This window comes from Enterobacter sp. CGMCC 5087 (genome assembly GCF_003144775.1).
Lineage (GTDB): Bacteria > Pseudomonadota > Gammaproteobacteria > Enterobacterales > Enterobacteriaceae > Enterobacter > Enterobacter cloacae_M.
Genome location: NZ_QFXN01000126.1, coordinates 1 through 16619, shown reverse-complemented (window position 1 = coordinate 16619; position 16619 = coordinate 1). Strand labels below are relative to the sequence as shown.

Sequence of the window (16619 nt, the reverse complement as noted above, 5' to 3'; positions counted from 1 at the left end):
GTGGCAGGTCTGCGTTATTTTTGGCCTGCACTGGGGGCTGGTGCCGCTGATGATTAACAACCTGGCGGTGCTGGGGCATGACTCTATGCTGCCGATGCTGTTGCCCGCGGTATTTGGTCAGGTGGGGGCGGCGCTGGGGATCTTCCTGCGTACCCGCGATGCCCGTCAGAAGATGCTGGCGGGTTCATCGGTGACGGCAGGGATATTTGGTATTACCGAGCCGGCCGTTTATGGGGTAAACCTGCCGCTGCGCCGCCCGTTTATCTTTGGCTGCGTGGCGGGAGCTATCGGCGGCGCGATTGTCGGCTTCAGCGATACCCACGTTTACTCCTTCGGCTTCGCCAATATCTTTACCATCGCCCAGATGATTCCGCCGGGCGGGGTAAACGCCACGCTGTGGGGCGGCGTGATCGGCACCGCGGTAGCGCTGGTGCTGAGCTGCGGCCTGACGCTGGTGGCGGGCATGCCGGGACGCTCAGCGCCCGAGGCGGTTGCGCCAGCGGGTGAAAACGATGTGCTGGCACCGATGACCGGCACCGTTCTGGCGCTCGACCAGGTGCCGGATACCACGTTTGCCAGCGGCCTGCTGGGCAGCGGTGCCGCGATTATTCCCTCCGATAACAAAGTGGTGGCCCCGTTTGCCGGCGTGGTGGCCTCGCTGTTTCAGACCAAACACGCCATCGGCCTGCTCAGCGACAGCGGTATTGAAGTGTTAATCCACGTGGGGATCGACACCGTGAAGCTCGACGGCAGGCCGTTTACCGCCCACGTGAAGGTGGGCGACAGGGTGCAGCCCGGCGATCTGCTGCTGGAGTTTGACCGACAGGCGATTATCGATGCCGGATACGACCTGGCGACCCCGATCATTATCAGTAACAGCGATGAGTATCGTGACGTGGTGACCGTGGCGGCAACGTCCGTCAGTGCCGGTGCGCCGTTACTCAGCGTAAGCCATCAATAACAGGAGAACGTGATGAAAACTTTCCCGGACGATTTTTTATGGGGCGGCGCGGTTGCCGCGAATCAGGTAGAAGGCGCGTATCTGGAGGAGGGGAAAGGGCTGTCCACCTCAGACGTTCAGCCGCAGGGGGTCTTCGGCCCGGTGGTTGAGCGCGTGGCGGGCGACAGCGGCATCAAGGACGTCGCCATCGACTTCTATCACCGCTACCCGGAAGACATCAAACTGTTCACTGAGATGGGCTTTAGCTGCCTGCGCGTCTCCATTGCCTGGACCCGTATTTTTCCGAACGGCGACGAGCAGCAGCCTAACGAAGCGGGGCTGGCGTTTTACGACCGGCTGTTTGACGAGCTGGCCGCGCACAGCATTACCCCGCTGGTGACGCTCTCGCATTACGAAATGCCGTGGGGGCTGGTGAAGCAGTACGGCGGGTGGGGCAGCCGCCAGACCATTGGGTTCTTCGAGCGCTACGCCCGCACCGTGTTTGCGCGCTACAAGGAGAAGGTGAAGCTCTGGCTGACCTTCAACGAGATCAATATGTCTCTGCACGCGCCCATGACCGGCGTGGGCCTGCCGGAAACCAGCAGTAAAGGGGAGGTGTATCAGGCGATCCACCATCAGCTGGTGGCCAGCGCGCTGGCCGTGAAGGCCTGCCACGAGATTATCCCGGATGCCAGAATCGGCAACATGCTGCTGGGCGGCCTGATGTACCCGCTGACCTGCAAACCGGAAGATGTTCTGGAGACGCTGCAGGAAAACCGCGCGTGGCAATTCTTTGGCGACGTGCAGTGCCGTGGCGCCTATCCGGGGTATATGCAGCGCTTCTTCCGCGACAACGGTATTCAGCTTGAGGTAACGGATGCCGACCGCGAGGCGCTGAAATCGACCGTCGATTTTATCTCCTTCAGCTACTACATGACGGGCTGCGTCACCGCGGATGAGGCCCTCAACCAGCAGGCGCGCGGCAACATCCTGAGCATGGTGCCTAACCCGCATCTGGCAAGTTCCGAATGGGGCTGGCAGATTGACCCCATCGGCCTGCGTACCCTGTTAAACGTGCTCTGGGATCGCTATCAGAAGCCGTTGTTTATCGTGGAAAATGGCCTGGGGGCGAAGGATAAACCGGATGCGAACGGCGTGGTGCAGGATGACTATCGCATCAGCTACCTTAACGACCACCTGGTGCAGGTGCGTGAAGCGATTGAAGACGGCGTTGAGGTGATGGGCTATACCAGCTGGGGGCCAATCGACCTGGTGAGCGCGTCTAAAGCTGAACTCTCTAAGCGCTACGGCTTTATTTACGTCGATCGCGATGACAGCGGAAAGGGCACGCTGGCGCGCAGCCGTAAGAAAAGTTTCTACTGGTATAAAGAGGTTATTGCGACGAAAGGGGCTTCGCTGAAAGTCTGATATCAGGAACGTTGCCCGGCGCAGAGCCGGGCAAATAGATCAGAAAATCATCTTGAATACGCCGGTGACCACTAAGAGCCCTATCAGAAATATAATTAAAATAACCCACAGTAATATTTTCATTCCTTTCTCCCGCTCATGTATGTCCTGAATAAGTGTAGCAGCGTATTTATATTTGGCGTGAATGCATTGGATTTAATCATTCTTTTTGGGAATAAATTTCCGCGTATTAAAATGTATGACAATTTGCGGATTGCCACGCGTTACTAAAAAAATGAACGATATCGAGCGTAACGTGCGCCTTTATTTTTTGAGTGTATGGCGTAATGAAACGTTCTCTTATTTTATCTCTGAGTGCTCCCTTCGCTTTTATTCTGGCAGCCTGTGCGCCTGAACATGCCACGGTATCTCCCCTTAAAACGCAAACCGCTGCGGCGTCAGTGAATACGGTTCTGAATCATCAGGACTGGCCGAAAAATGAGTGGTGGAAAGCGTATAACGATCCCCAGCTTAACGGGCTGATTGCGAAAGCGTTGAGCGATGCACCGGATATGCAGATTGCCCGTCAGCGCATTACGCTTGCCGAAGCCCAGGCCAAAGCCGCAATGGCCGCTGACGGTCCGCAGATTGATTTTTCCGCCGATGCGGAACGCCAGAAAATGTCCGCCGAAGGGCTGATGGGGCCTTTTGCCCTTACCGACCCGGCTGCAGGCACCACCGGGCCGTGGTATACCAACGGCACCTTTGGCCTGACCGCAGGCTGGGAGCTCGATCTGTGGGGAAAAAATCGCGCCCGGGTCGAGGCCCGGATTGGCAAAGTGAATGCGCAAAAAGCGGAGCTGGAGCAGACCCGCCAGCTGCTGGCCAGCAGCGTGGCGCGGCTCTACTGGGAGTGGCAAACTCAGGCCGCCGCGGGGGAGGTTCTCGCGCAGATCAAACATGAGCAGGACAACATCATTGGTGCCGATCGCGAACTGTATCAGCACGGGATCACCTCCTCCGTGGAAGGGGTGGAAACCGATATCGACGCCAACAAAACCGAAGAACAGCTGGCAGAAGTCAACGGGAAGATGAAAGCCGTCGAGGCGCGTCTGGTCGCGCTGACGAATTCTTCCTCCGTGACGCTTACGCGGCATGCGCTGCCGACGGTCGACGCCGCGCTACCGCCGACGCTCGGTTATGAACTGCTGGCACGCCGTCCGGATCTTCAGGAGGCGCACTGGTATATCGAAGCCTCTATGAGCGAGGTGGAGGCCGCCAGAGCGGCTTTCTATCCTGACGTGAACCTGATGGCGTTCCTACAGCAGGATGCCCTCCATCTGAGCGATCTGTTTCGCGCTTCAGCGCAGCAGATGGGCGTGACCGCCGGGCTGACGCTGCCGATCTTCGACAGCGGCAGGCTGAACGCCAGCCTGGATATCGCCCAGGCGCAGAACAATCTCTCGGTCGCGAACTACAACAAAGCGGTGGTCGAAGCGGTCAATCAGGTGGCGCGCACGGCCAGCGAAGTCGAAACGCTGACGGCGAAGAACCGCCATCAGCAGCAGGTCGAAAAGATGCGGCGCGGGTTGTGGCGCTGGCTCAGGCGCGTTTCAGCGCGGGGATCGTTGCGGGCTCCCGGGTCAGTGAAGCCAGGATCCCGGCCCTCAGGGAAGACCTCGCCGGATTGTTGCTGAAAGGCCAGTATGTCGACGCCACGCTGCAGCTCACCTCGGCGCTGGGCGGTGGCTATCATCATGGCTAAAAAAGGTCATTATCTATACTTACCTCTTTGCAGTTTCTCAGGAGGTGAGTATGACCAGAGTAGCGATAGTGACCGCATCGGATTCCGGGATTGGTAAAACCACGGCGCTGATGCTCGCAGAGCGCGGGTTTGATATTGGCGTCACCTGGCACTCGGATGAAAAAGGGGCGCTGGAAACCTGCCGCGAAGTTGAAGCGCAGGGGCAGCGCGCAGAGGCTATCCATCTTGATTTAAGCACGCTGCCGGAAGGCGCAGAGGGCATTGAAACGCTGATTGCGCGTTTTGGTCGGCTGGACGTGCTGGTTAACAATGCGGGTGCGATGACCAAAGCGCCGTTCCTTGAGATGCCGTTTGACGACTGGCGGAACATTTTCACCGTCGACGTGGACGGCGCGTTTCTCTGTTCGCAGATTGCCGCCCGACAGATGGTGAAGCAAGGGGAAGGGGGGCGGATTGTGAACATTACTTCGGTGCATGAGCACACGCCGCTGCCAGAGGCGAGCGCCTACACGGCGGCAAAACACGCGCTCGGCGGGTTAACCAAATCCATGGCGATGGAACTGGTTAAGCACAACATTCTGGTGAACGCCGTCGCGCCGGGCGCCATTGCCACACCGATGAACGACATGGACGACAGTGAAGTGAAGGAGGGTTCAATGCCGGAAATCCCGCTGGCAAGACCGGGCCACACCAAAGAGATTGCCAGCCTGGTGGCATGGCTGTGCGACAGCGACGCCAGCTACACGACGGGGCAATCGTTTATTGTCGACGGGGGCTTTATGCTGGCGAACCCGCAGTTTAAGCCGGAGGGGTAGTTTTCCCCTCTCCCTGTGGGAGAGGGTTAGGGTGAGGGCATCAGGCCGCACCCGGCTACTCCTCATCCCGCGTCTTTTCCCGATGCTTCAGCCACAGCCTGACCCCAATCACCGCCACCACCACCAGAATCAGCCACGCCCAGTGCTTCAGGTGCTGGTCGAGATTATGCAGCCACGGGCCAATCACTTCGCCCCCTACGTAGCCGAGCGTCGTAAAGATCAGCGCCCAGGCAATCGCACCAAGAACATTGAGCGGCAGGAAAATTTTTGGCGGCAGATGGCTGGCGCCAATCAGTATCGGCCCGATAATGCGAAAGCCATACATAAAGCGCGTGCCGATGACGAACAGATAGGGATGACGTTGAATGAGCCGTTGAGCGCGGCGGATTTTCTTCTGATGCTTTGGGAAACGCTTAAGCAGCGTGGGCCCGAAGCGCAGCCCGAGAAAGTAGAGCAGCTGATCGCCAATCATTCCACCGAGCGCGACCGCTGCGACGACCAGCGGGAATTTCAGCAATCCCTGATGCGCGGCGACGCCGCCTAACAGCGTGATGGTTTCACCCTCTGCCACGCTACCGACGACCAGCGCGGCATATCCATATTGTTCAATGAGTGCGTTAATATCCATTACGTGAATGTTATCTCCCTCTGCTTACCTCGTTTAATCATATACCTCATGAATCAACAGCGGGGAAATCAACGGAAATTTCCCACTGTACAGAAAATAATCTAAAGCCTGCATTATACTTAAGGTATCGCTGACGGGCCGACAACAAGGGGGCGCTATGAACCATGTCTGGGGACTTTTCTCCCATCCCGATCGTGAAATGCATGTCATTAAAAGTGAGAACGAAACGGTCTCGCATCATTACACGCACCATGTGCTGCTGATGGCTGCGGTGCCGGTAATATGCGCCTTTATCGGAACAACACAAATCGGCTGGAACTTCGGTGATGGCACCGTGGTTCAGCTTTCCTGGTTTACCGGGCTCTATCTGGCCATCGTTTTTTATGGCCTGATGCTGGCGGGTGTGGCGGTAATGGGGCGCGTCATTCACTGGATGGCGCGTAACTACCCGCAACGTCCATCGCTGGCGCACTGTATGGTCTTTGCCGGATATGTCGCGACCCCGCTGTTCTTAAGCGGTATTGTTGCGCTCTATCCACTGGTCTGGCTGTGCGCGCTGATCGGTACTATTGCCCTCTTTTACACCGGGTATCTGCTGTATCTGGGGGTTCCAACCTTCCTGAATATCAATAAAGAAGAAGGCCTGAGTTTTTCCAGTTCAACACTCGCTATTGGGGTGCTGGTGCTGGAGGCGCTACTGGCGCTGACGGTTATTCTTTGGGGTTACGGATACCGTCTCTTCTGAGTTCACTGCATTGCTGGCGTAAATGCCAGCAATGCAGCATCTGTTCACGATTATCCGCTGGCGACAACGCCCGGTGACCGCTATGATGCCGAAGCCAGCCTGTGTTTATCCGTTGATACAGGCGGTGTACGTCATGACGTGCGTGAATAATTATCAGAAGTCTCACCATGCTGAAATTCCGAGTCTCTTTACTTAGCCTGGCGCTGCTGCTGGGCGCGTCCGCTGCCGTGCCGGCCGTCGCTAAAACGCCTGCGGTGACCGCCGCCGCCGCTCAGCCGCAAATTGCGTCCGGCAGCGCGATGATTGTCGATCTCAACACCAATAAAGTGATCTACGCCAGCCATCCGGACCTGGTGCGCCCCATCGCCTCGATTACCAAATTAATGACCGCGATGGTGGTGCTTGATGCACATCTGCCGCTGGACGAAAAATTGAAAGTGGATATCAGCCACACGCCGGAGATGAAGGGGATCTACTCCCGCGTGCGTCTGAACAGTGAAATCAGCCGTAAAAATATGCTGCTGCTGGCGCTGATGTCGTCTGAAAACCGTGCGGCGGCGAGTCTGGCGCACCACTATCCGGGCGGCTATGACGCCTTTATCCGCGCGATGAACGCAAAAGCCAAAGCGCTGGGGATGACCAATACGCATTATGTTGAACCGACGGGTCTGTCGATCAACAACGTCTCCACGGCCCGCGATCTGACGAAACTGCTGATTGCCAGCAAACAGTATCCGCTGATTGGTCAGCTCAGCACCACCCGTGAAGAGATGGCGACCTTTGCGAACCCGGCCTATACGCTGCCGTTCCGCAACACTAACCATCTGGTATACCGCGATAACTGGAATATTCAGTTAACCAAAACCGGCTTTACCAACGCGGCAGGACACTGCCTGGTGATGCGCACCGTGTTTAACGGTAAACCGGTGGCGCTGGTGGTGATGGATGCCTTCGGCAAATATACCCACTTCGCGGACGCGAGCCGCCTGCGTACCTGGATTGAAACCGGGAAAGTGCAGCCCGTTCCGGCCGCAGCATTGACGTATAAAAAGCAGAAAGCGGAACAGATGGCGACGGCGCAGAACGACTGAGCCGTTTGTGCGCGCTGATGCCCTTACCCCGACCCTCTCCCACAGGGAGAGGGAGAAAACACAAAAAACGGTAACCCAGTTACCGTTTTGCGTTTATTCCGGCAGCGTCCAGTCCCCATCGTTGAGCGAGCGCTGCATAATCACCGTATCCCGCCAGTCACCTTTCTTATAGCCCACGCTGCGCAGCTGACCGACAATCACGAAGCCGTGCTTTTTATGCAGCCGCAGCGAGCCGGAATTATTGTTGCCATCTCCCACAACGGCAATCATCTGCCGCCACGGGCCTTGCTCGCAGCGGGCGATTAGCGCATCCATTAATGCCGAACCAAAACCGCGCCCGGTGATGCTGGCATCCACGTAAATCGACTCTTCCAGGGTATAGCGGTAGGCGTGTCGCGGGCGGTAAGGCGTGGCGTAGCAGTAGCCCACCACGATGCCGCGATACAGCGCGATAAGCCACGGCAAACCGCTCTCAGCCACGCTTTTCATACGCTGACGCATTTCGTCGATGGTAGGGGGGACTTCTTCAAATGACGCGCGCCCGTGCAGCACATGCCAGGCATAGATGGCGGCGATGGCATGCACATCATCGGGAAGGGCATCGCGCACTTCCAGTTCGGTCTCGGATAAAACATCAATAGCCGACATGATGTGCCTGCTCCTCGTTATAGAATGCCGGAGAAACGTTCCTCCGGCGTCAGAGCGTCACTCTATTACGATTAAGGCACGCTAAACAATCTCTCAAATTTGGCTGTAGGAATTAATCAGACGCTTGCGTTACGCGCTGCTCCACATCTGCCTCTTCTTTCCAGTATTTCTTCCGCGTTGTTTTACCAATGCCGGGATTCATGCTGTTTGTAGGGTCATTCTCGCGATAAAACTGCTTAAGTGCGTCAGGGGCTTTATAAAGATGCCCGACGTTATGTTCCGCAGGATATTGTGCGCCGCGTTCACGCAGCAGGGCGAGCATCTGCTCCTTCAGTTCGTGCGCATCGACTCCTTTTTTGACGATGTAATCCTGGTGGAAGACGTAACACATAAAGTGGCCGTAATAGAGCTTATGCACCAGCTTGCTGTCGATTTCCGGCGGGAGGTGCTCAAACCACTCGGTGTCGTTACGTCGCAGGGCGATATCCAGCGCCAGAATATCTTCCACCTCTTCGGAATGCACCGCCTGATAACGGATGGCGGCGCCTGCGGCGGCAAAACGGTGCAGGAAGGCTTTGCTGCCCTCTTCAGGCGTACAGGCAAAGAAATCCCCTTCGGCGGATTTGAAAAATTCGGTCAGCCAGCCCTGCGCTTCGGCAATTCCGTCCCCGGCCATTTTCAGCAGCAGGTGGTGCTCGTACTTATCGCGCCAGGTTTTCATTCGCTCCGGCAGATGCGCCGGGAAAACGTTGCCCAGCTTCTGCATAAAGCGGTCGGTGAAGTGGGGTTTGAACAGCGACACTTTCTCCAGCATCGCGTCGGTGCGTCCCTTCATGGTGAAGAAGAACGGCATTTTGTCGGTGCCGAGCTTGTCGATCATCAGGAACGTATCTTTTCCGTAACGCTCGGCGATGTCGTAAATGTCCCGGTGCATGTACTCGCCCGCCACCGGCAGATGGGTGAATTCGCCCAGAATATGACGACGAATTTCGGTCAGAACCTCAGGCTGATTGGTGCCGATGTAGAACACCTGCTGCTTTTTCTCCGCCGGGAAGGTATCCAGACGTACGGCAAACACGGCCAGCTTCCCGGCGCAGCCGGAGGATTCAAACAGGCGGTCCGGGTCGGCGTTGTAGCGCGCCGGCGTATCGGCGTCGATATCCCGCACGCGGGTCACGTAGTCGTGATCGTGCGCGTGGCGGCCGTCGTGCTGCACGTCTTCGTCCTTCACGCGATCGTCGTCGAGCTTGCTGAGGATTTGTTCCGGCGTTACGCCGAGATCGATACCCAGATGGTTCACCAGCGTCAGCTTGCCATTTTCGTCAATACGGGCAAACAGCGACATCTCGGTGTAGGCCGGGCCGCGCTGGACCAGCGAGCCGCCGGAGTTGTTGCAAATCCCGCCAACCACCGAGGCGCCAATACAGGAGGAGCCAATCACCGAGTGCGGCTCACGGCCCAGCGGCTTAAGCGCTTTTTCCAGGGAGTAGAGCGTCGTGCCGGGGAACGCGAGTACCTGCTCGCCTTTATCCAGCAGGTGCAGCTTGTCGAGGCGCAGGGTGCTGATAATCACGATGTCGCGATCGTAATCGTTGCCGTTCGGCGTGGAGCCTTCGGTCAGGCCGGTATTGGCGGCCTGCATTAAAATAATCTTGTCGGCGGCGACGCAGGCGCTCAGCACGCGCCACAGCTCCAGCAGCGTGCCGGGGAAGACCACCGCCAGCGCCTCGCCCTGACCGGAGCGGAAACCTTTGCGGTAGCGGGCGGTTTTGGCCGGGTCGGTAAGCAGGTGAGAGGAGCCAACCAGGCGCGACAGTTCGTTAATAAAAGTCGTGTTATCGTTTGTTCGAACAGAAGTCATCTTCCACTCCTTGTGGTGGGGCAAATTTCTCGCTGTAAAGCATAGCGCGATTAACTGTTAAGCGGTCGAGTATTCACGAGAAAAATCAGAGAATAACCCTGCAACGTTTCGAGGGTTTGTGGCACACTGCGCTTTTCGCACGGTATGGCCGAGATCGTCCGGCGGTTATTGATGAGAGAGTAAAACGACATGAAATGGCTATGTTCTGTAGGTGTCGCCGTCAGCCTGGCGCTGCAACCTGCGCTGGCAGAGGATTTGTTTGGTAATCACCCGCTCACGCCTGAAGCACGGGACGCGTTTGTCACGGAATTGCTCAAGAAAATGACGGTTGATGAGAAAATCGGCCAGCTGCGTCTTATCAGCGTCGGTCCGGATAACCCGAAAGAGGCCATCCGCGAGATGATCAAAGACGGGCAGGTAGGGGCCATCTTTAATACCGTCACCCGCCAGGATATCCGCAAGATGCAGGATCAGGTGATGGATCTCAGCCGCCTGAAAATTCCTCTGTTTTTTGCCTATGACGTGGTACACGGTCAGCGTACCGTTTTCCCGATTAGCCTCGGTTTAGCCTCCTCCTTTAACCTCGACGCGGTGAAAACCGTTGGGCGCGTTTCGGCTTATGAAGCGGCGGACGACGGCCTGAACATGACCTGGGCGCCAATGGTGGACGTTTCGCGCGATCCGCGCTGGGGCCGCGGCTCGGAAGGCTTTGGTGAAGATACATATTTAACCTCCACGATGGGTAAAACCATGGTGGAAGCGATGCAGGGCAAAAGCCCGGCGGATCGCTACTCGGTGATGACCAGCGTCAAACACTTCGCGGCCTATGGCGCGGTTGAAGGCGGCAAAGAGTACAACACCGTCGACATGAGCCCGCAGCGCCTGTTCAACGACTACATGCCGCCGTACAAGGCGGGGCTGGATGCGGGCAGCGGCGCGGTGATGGTCGCGCTGAACTCGCTGAACGGCACGCCTGCGACCTCTGACTCCTGGCTGCTGAAAGACGTGCTGCGCGACCAGTGGGGCTTTAAGGGCATCACCGTTTCTGACCACGGCGCGATTAAAGAGCTGATTAAACACGGTACCGCCTCCGATCCGGAAGACGCGGTGCGCGTGGCGCTCAAGTCCGGCATCAACATGAGCATGAGCGACGAGTACTACAGCAAATACCTGCCGGGGCTGGTGAAGAGCGGCAAGGTAACGATGGCGGAGCTGGACGATGCCGCGCGCCACGTGCTGAACGTGAAATACGACATGGGGCTGTTTAACGATCCGTACAGCCATCTGGGGCCGAAGGATTCTGACCCGGAAGATACCAACGCCGAAAGCCGCCTGCACCGCAAAGAAGCGCGTGACGTGGCGCGCGAAAGCCTGGTGCTGCTGAAAAACCGCCTCGACACGCTGCCGCTGAAAAAATCCGGCACCATTGCCGTAGTGGGCCCGCTGGCCGACAGCAAGCGCGACGTGATGGGCAGCTGGTCTGCGGCAGGCGTGGCCGATCAGTCCGTGACCGTGCTGACCGGGATTAAGAGTGCCGTGGGTGATAACGCGAAAGTGGTGTACGCCAAAGGGGCGAACGTCACCAACGACAAAGACATCGTCACCTTCCTCAACCAGTACGAGGAAGCGGTGAAGGTCGATCCGCGCACGCCGAAGGAGATGATCGACGAGGCGGTGAATACCGCGAAACAGTCTGACGTCGTTGTCGCAGTTGTGGGCGAAGCGCAGGGTATGGCGCACGAGGCCTCCAGCCGTACCGACATCACCATCCCGCAGAGCCAGCGCGATCTGATCGCCGCCCTGAAAGCCACCGGCAAGCCGCTGGTGCTGGTGCTGATGAACGGTCGTCCGCTGGCGCTGGTGAAAGAGGACCAGCAGGCTGACGCCATTCTGGAAACCTGGTTTGCCGGTACCGAAGGCGGTAACGCCATCGCCGACGTGCTGTTTGGTGATTACAACCCGTCGGGCAAGCTGCCGATGTCCTTCCCGCGCTCCGTCGGGCAGATCCCGGTCTACTACAGCCACCTGAACACCGGTCGCCCGTATAACGCCGATAAGCCGAACAAGTACACGTCCCGTTACTTCGACGAAGCTAACGGCCCGCTGTATCCGTTTGGTTACGGCCTGAGCTACACCACCTTCAAGGTTTCTGACGTGAAAATGTCGGCGCCGACCCTGAAGCGTGACGGCAAAGTTACCGCCAGCGTTGAGGTGACCAACACCGGCAAGCGCGAAGGGGCAACGGTAATTCAGATGTACGTCCAGGATGTCACCGCCTCGATGAGCCGTCCTGTTAAGCAGCTGCGCGGCTTCGAGAAGGTCAATCTGAAGCCTGGCGAAACCCAAACCATCAGCTTCCCGATTGACGTGGACGCGCTGAAGTTCTGGAACCAGCAGATGAAATACGATGCGGAGCCAGGCAAGTTTAACGTCTTTATCGGGGTGGATTCCGCCCGCGTGAATAAAGGCGAGTTCGAGCTGCTGTAACCTTCCCTCCTTTGCATCCCCCGACTTCCGGGGGATGCGTCTTACGTTATGCTAAAAAGGCATTTTGCCGGGTAAATCCGCTGTTTTAAGCTACGCTTTTCTCTCAAGCCTCTGAAAAAGGCGATAAAAAAATGAGGATAGCGGAATGACGATTGCAAAGGGGATGTTGGGATCTGCGGTGCTGCTGGCGGCGCTAAGCCTGCCGTTACAGGCGGCGGAGCCGGTAAAAGTGGGCTCAAAGATCGATACCGAAGGCGCGCTGCTCGGCAATATTATTTTGCAGGTGCTGGAAAGCCACGGCGTGAAAACCGTCAATAAAGTTCAGCTCGGCACCACGCCCGTCGTGCGCGGGGCGATCACCTCCGGCGAGCTGGATATCTATCCGGAATACACCGGCAACGGGGCATTCTTCTTCAAAGATGAAAACGATCCGGCATGGAAAAACGCCAAAGCCGGGTATGAGAAAGTCAAAAAACTCGACGCGGAACAGAACAAGCTGGTCTGGCTGACGCCGGCCCCGGCCAACAACACCTGGACTATCGCCGTTCGCAAGGACGTGGCGGAGAAAGGTAAGCTGACGTCTCTGGCGGATCTCAGCCGCTATCTGAAAGAGAAGGGCGACTTTAAGCTGGCTGCGTCCGCGGAGTTTATCGAGCGTCCTGACGCGCTCCCGGCGTTCGAAAAAGCCTACGACTTCAAGCTCGACCAGGCGCAGCTGCTCTCGCTGGCGGGCGGGGATACGGCGGTAACCATCAAGGCGGCGGCGCAGCAAACTTCCGGCGTTAACGCGGCAATGGCCTACGGCACCGACGGCCCGGTGGCGGCGCTCGGCCTGCAAACCCTGACCGATCCAAAAGGTGTACAGCCGATTTACGCTCCAACCCCGGTCGTGCGTGAGGCAGTGCTGAAAGCCTATCCGGAGATTGCCGACTGGCTCAAACCGGTCTTCGAAAAACTGGATGAAAAAACGCTGCAGCAGCTGAATGCCAGCATTGCCGTCGAGGGGCTGGATGCCAAAAAAGTGGCCGCCGACTTCCTGAAACAACAAGGGCTTGTGAAGTAACGGGAAAGGGCTGTGCCAATAAAATGTCATAACCGCGTACTGCTGCTGCTGGCCTGCGTGGCCATCGCGGCGGTCGCGCTGCCGTTTGTGAATGTCGCACCTAACCGCCTGATGTCAGGGGAAGGGCGCTATTTCTGGGAAGTGTGGGCGTTCACGCCGTGGTGGCTGGCCGCGGCGCTGGGCGCGTGGGTTGCGCTATCGCTCTGGCAAGGGCGCACGGCGCAGTGGCTGACGCTGCTCCTTGCTGAAGGGCTGTTTATCCTCCTTTTCTGGGGAGCCGGGCAGGCGGCGACGCATATGGCTTCGGCGGAAAGCCCGCTGGCGAGAACCACGGTGGGCAGCGGCCTCTGGCTGTGGCTGGCGCTGTGTCTGCTGGCCAGCAGCGACGCCATTCGTCGACTCATCTCCAGCGCCGTCTGGCGCTGGGTGCTCAACGCGCAGATATGGTGTATTCCCTTGTTCCTGCTGTTCAGCGGTGAGCTGAACAATCTCTCGCTGCTGAAAGAGTACGCCAACCGTCAGGAGGTGTTTGATGATGCCCTGGCGCAACACCTGACGATCCTTTTTGGCACGCTGATCCCGGCTCTGCTGATCGGGATACCGCTCGGCATGTGGTGCTATCGTCATCCTTCACGCCAGGGTGGGATCTTTGCCGTACTCAACGTGATCCAGACCATACCTTCCGTCGCGCTGTTTGGCCTGCTGATTGCCCCGCTGGCGGGGCTGGTGAAGTCATTTCCGGTGCTGGGAACGCTTGGCATAGCCGGAACGGGGTTAACGCCCGCGCTTATCGCGCTGGTGCTGTATGCGCTGCTGCCGCTGGTGCGCGGCGTGGTCGCGGGCCTGAGCCAGGTCGCGCCGGATGTGCTTGAAAGCGCCCATGCGATGGGGATGAGCGCGCGGCAGTGTTTCTGGAAAATTCAGCTCCCCCTGGCGCTGCCCCTGCTGCTGCGCAGCCTGCGGGTGGTGGCGGTACAAACCGTCGGCATGGCGGTGATTGCGGCGCTGATTGGTGCGGGCGGCTTTGGCGCGCTGGTGTTCCAGGGGCTGCTCAGCAGTGCCCTCGATCTTGTGTTGCTGGGCGTGGTGCCCACGATTGCGCTGGCGGTTGTCGTCGACGCGCTGTTTGCCTTATGGCTCGCGCTGCTCAGGAGAAGAGCCAATGATTGAATTTCATGATGTCAGTAAAACCTTTGCCGGTCGCCCGGCGGCGAGCCATCTGAACCTGAACTTTGCCGAGGGGGCGTTTTCCGTGCTGATTGGCACCTCGGGTTCGGGAAAATCCACCACTCTGAAGATGATCAACCGCCTGGTTGAGCATGACAGCGGGGTGATCCGCTTTGCCGGAGAAGAGATCCGCAGCCTGCCGGTGCTGGAGCTGCGTCGCCGGATGGGCTATGCCATTCAGTCTATCGGCCTGTTTCCCCACTGGACGGTGGCGCAGAACATCGCCACCGTGCTGCAGCTGGAGAAATGGTCGCGGGCAAAAATCGCTGACCGGGTGGATGAACTCATGTCGCTCCTGGGGCTGGAGCCCGCGCTGCGCGATCGCTATCCGCACCAGCTTTCCGGAGGCCAGCAGCAGCGCGTGGGCGTGGCGCGCGCGCTGGCGGCTAACCCGCAAGTGCTGTTGATGGATGAACCCTTCGGCGCGCTGGATCCGGTCACGCGCGGGGCGCTGCAGGCGGAGATGACCCGCATTCACCGCATTCTCGGGCGCACGATCGTTCTCGTGACGCACGATATTGATGAAGCTCTGCGCCTGGCCGACCATCTGGTGCTGATGGATCATGGCGAAGTGGTGCAGCAGGGCTCGCCGCTTGAGCTATTAACATGGCCGAAGAACGACTTTGTGCGCGAGTTTTTTGGACGCAGCGAGCTGGGCGTGAGGCTGCTCTCCCTGCGGACGGTCAGCGACTATATGCGTCGGGAGGAGGTGCCGGTCAGCGGCGAACCGCTGCAGGCGCAGATGAGCCTGCGGGATGCCCTCTCGGCGTTTGTCGCGCGCCAGTGCGAGGTATTGCCCGTCTCGGACTCGCGCGGGATGCCGTGCGGAACCTTACATTTTCGCGATCTGCTGGCCGGGGAGGTGACGCGTGAAGGCACTGCGTGATCCGCTCCTCTGGCTGGTAGCGCTCTTTGTCGCCTTACTGTTTCTGATGCCCCACAGCGCGGCGCTGTTTAACGCTCTTTTTCCGGGGCTGCCGCGGCCGGTCTATCAGCAGGAGAGCTTTATTAATCTCGCTCTGGCGCATCTCTGGCTGGTGGCGCTCTCAAGCGCCATCGCGATTGTGTTGGGGGTAGGGGCAGGCATCGCGGTCACGCGGCCTGCGGGGAAGGAGTTTCGTCCGCTGGTGGAGACGATAGCGGCGATTGGCCAGACGTTTCCCCCGGTGGCGGTGCTGGCGATAGCGGTTCCGGTGATGGGCTTTGGTCAGCAGCCGGCCATTATTGCGCTGATTTTATACGGCGTATTGCCGGTGCTGCAGGGCACGCTGGCGGGCCTCGCGGCGGTACCGGCGTCAGTGCTGAGCGTGGCAGAAGGGATGGGGATGAGTCGCGGTCAGCGGCTGCGCAAGGTTGAACTGCCGCTTGCGGCGCCGGTTATCATTGCCGGGATCCGCACGTCGGTGATTATTAACATCGGGACGGCGACCATTGCGTCTACGGTCGGTGCCAATACGCTGGGAACGCCGATTATTATCGGCCTGAGCGGGTTTAATACGGCTTATATCGTGCAGGGGGCGGTGCTGGTCGCGCTGGCGGCAATCGTCGTCGATCGCCTTTTTGAGCGGCTGGCGCTGTACCTCAGCCGACACCGCCGCGAACAATAAACGAGTATCCTGCCAGCATCACGCCGCCAATACCGCTCACGGCCATCAGGACAAAAAGGGTAATAATGGCCAGTTTGGTTGCCTTCATCATGTGCTCCTGTTGTTAACGGAACAATTATACGGTGAAGCGCAGCTGTTAATGAACCATTAAATGCCGTTATGGCTCATCCGGGCCAAGGGAATAGACCGGGTAACCATTCTCACGCCATTCCGTCAGCAGCTGCTGCTGCGTGGCGGAGGGCACTTCCCCACACCAGACCAGCAGGGTCTGGCCGTCGAAAAACTCGGGCTTAAGCTGCGCCAGCGAGTGCGCCAGGACATCCACGCGCCAGCCC

14 protein-coding genes and 2 pseudogenes are annotated in these 16619 nt (G+C 58.5%); 11 read left to right on the top strand and 5 right to left on the bottom strand.

The annotated features are described in order from the left end of the window. The 4 genes and pseudogenes from DEO48_RS12300 to DEO48_RS12285 form a co-directional block, all read left to right on the top strand. A partial coding sequence (locus tag DEO48_RS12300) for a glucose PTS transporter subunit IIA (RefSeq protein WP_181367004.1) occupies positions 1–961 on the top strand: 961 nt, incomplete at its 5' end. 12 nt (positions 962–973) lie between these two features. Then, positions 974–2368 (top strand): glycoside hydrolase family 1 protein, encoded by a 1395-nt coding sequence (locus DEO48_RS12295; RefSeq protein ID WP_109845319.1) that lies wholly within the window; start codon positions 974–976, stop codon positions 2366–2368. Between the two features lie 326 nt (positions 2369–2694). Next, positions 2695–4112 (top strand): annotated as a pseudogene (mdtQ, locus tag DEO48_RS12290) (multidrug resistance outer membrane protein MdtQ). A gap of 50 nt (positions 4113–4162) precedes the next feature. Next, positions 4163–4927 carry an SDR family oxidoreductase gene (locus DEO48_RS12285; RefSeq protein ID WP_023312456.1) on the top strand — a complete coding sequence of 255 codons (765 nt, stop codon included), beginning with the start codon at positions 4163–4165 and terminating at the stop codon, positions 4925–4927. A 55-nt stretch (positions 4928–4982) separates the two neighbouring features. On the opposite strand, the gene DEO48_RS12280 is transcribed toward DEO48_RS12285, so the two are convergent. Continuing rightward, positions 4983–5555, bottom strand: coding sequence for a DedA family protein (locus tag DEO48_RS12280; protein ID WP_109845318.1), 573 nt, complete (start codon positions 5553–5555; stop codon positions 4983–4985). Between the two features lie 157 nt (positions 5556–5712). Between DEO48_RS12280 and DEO48_RS12275 the strand changes: the two genes are divergently transcribed. Both DEO48_RS12275 and pbpG read left to right on the top strand, forming a co-directional pair. Then, complete coding sequence (locus DEO48_RS12275; protein ID WP_023312454.1) at positions 5713–6300, top strand: Yip1 family protein; 588 nt, start codon at positions 5713–5715, stop codon at positions 6298–6300. A 167-nt stretch (positions 6301–6467) separates the two neighbouring features. Continuing rightward, positions 6468–7391, top strand: a complete 924-nt coding sequence (gene pbpG, locus DEO48_RS12270; protein WP_023312453.1) for a D-alanyl-D-alanine endopeptidase — start codon at positions 6468–6470, stop codon at positions 7389–7391. Positions 7392–7484: 93 nt separating this feature from the next. On the opposite strand, the gene DEO48_RS12265 is transcribed toward pbpG, so the two are convergent. Both DEO48_RS12265 and dld read right to left on the bottom strand, forming a co-directional pair. After that, positions 7485–8039: a GNAT family N-acetyltransferase gene (locus tag DEO48_RS12265; protein WP_047647278.1), complete on the bottom strand. Its 555-nt coding sequence runs from the start codon at positions 8037–8039 to the stop codon at positions 7485–7487. Between the two features lie 112 nt (positions 8040–8151). After that, positions 8152–9900: a D-lactate dehydrogenase gene (dld, locus tag DEO48_RS12260; RefSeq protein ID WP_109845317.1), complete on the bottom strand. Its 1749-nt coding sequence runs from the start codon at positions 9898–9900 to the stop codon at positions 8152–8154. Positions 9901–10089: 189 nt separating this feature from the next. Between dld and bglX the strand changes: the two genes are divergently transcribed. The 5 genes from bglX (at position 10090) to DEO48_RS12235 (ending at position 16284) form a co-directional block, all read left to right on the top strand. Further along, a complete protein-coding gene (bglX, locus tag DEO48_RS12255; RefSeq protein ID WP_109845316.1) occupies positions 10090–12387 on the top strand; it encodes a beta-glucosidase BglX in 2298 nt (765 codons plus the stop codon). A 145-nt stretch (positions 12388–12532) separates the two neighbouring features. Further along, positions 12533–13450, top strand: a complete 918-nt coding sequence (locus DEO48_RS12250; RefSeq protein WP_063930944.1) for an ABC transporter substrate-binding protein — start codon at positions 12533–12535, stop codon at positions 13448–13450. A gap of 12 nt (positions 13451–13462) precedes the next feature. Then, the gene (locus DEO48_RS12245) at positions 13463–14620 is read left to right on the top strand and encodes an ABC transporter permease (RefSeq protein WP_109845315.1); all 1158 of its coding nucleotides are present in this window, start codon (positions 13463–13465) and stop codon (positions 14618–14620) included. Next, positions 14613–15563 (top strand): ABC transporter ATP-binding protein, encoded by a 951-nt coding sequence (locus tag DEO48_RS12240; RefSeq protein WP_109845314.1) that lies wholly within the window; start codon positions 14613–14615, stop codon positions 15561–15563. The genes DEO48_RS12245 and DEO48_RS12240 overlap by 8 nt, the downstream gene beginning before the upstream one ends. Continuing rightward, positions 15547–16284: an ABC transporter permease gene (locus DEO48_RS12235; protein WP_109845313.1), complete on the top strand. Its 738-nt coding sequence runs from the start codon at positions 15547–15549 to the stop codon at positions 16282–16284. Before DEO48_RS12240 ends, DEO48_RS12235 begins: the two co-directional genes overlap by 17 nt. On the opposite strand, the gene DEO48_RS12230 is transcribed toward DEO48_RS12235, so the two are convergent. After that, the gene (locus DEO48_RS12230) at positions 16259–16372 is read right to left on the bottom strand and encodes a protein YohO (RefSeq protein WP_008500895.1); all 114 of its coding nucleotides are present in this window, start codon (positions 16370–16372) and stop codon (positions 16259–16261) included. The genes DEO48_RS12235 and DEO48_RS12230 overlap by 26 nt on opposite strands. A 69-nt stretch (positions 16373–16441) precedes the next feature. Continuing rightward, positions 16442–16619: pseudogene (locus DEO48_RS27160) on the bottom strand (helix-turn-helix-type transcriptional regulator); the annotation flags it as partial.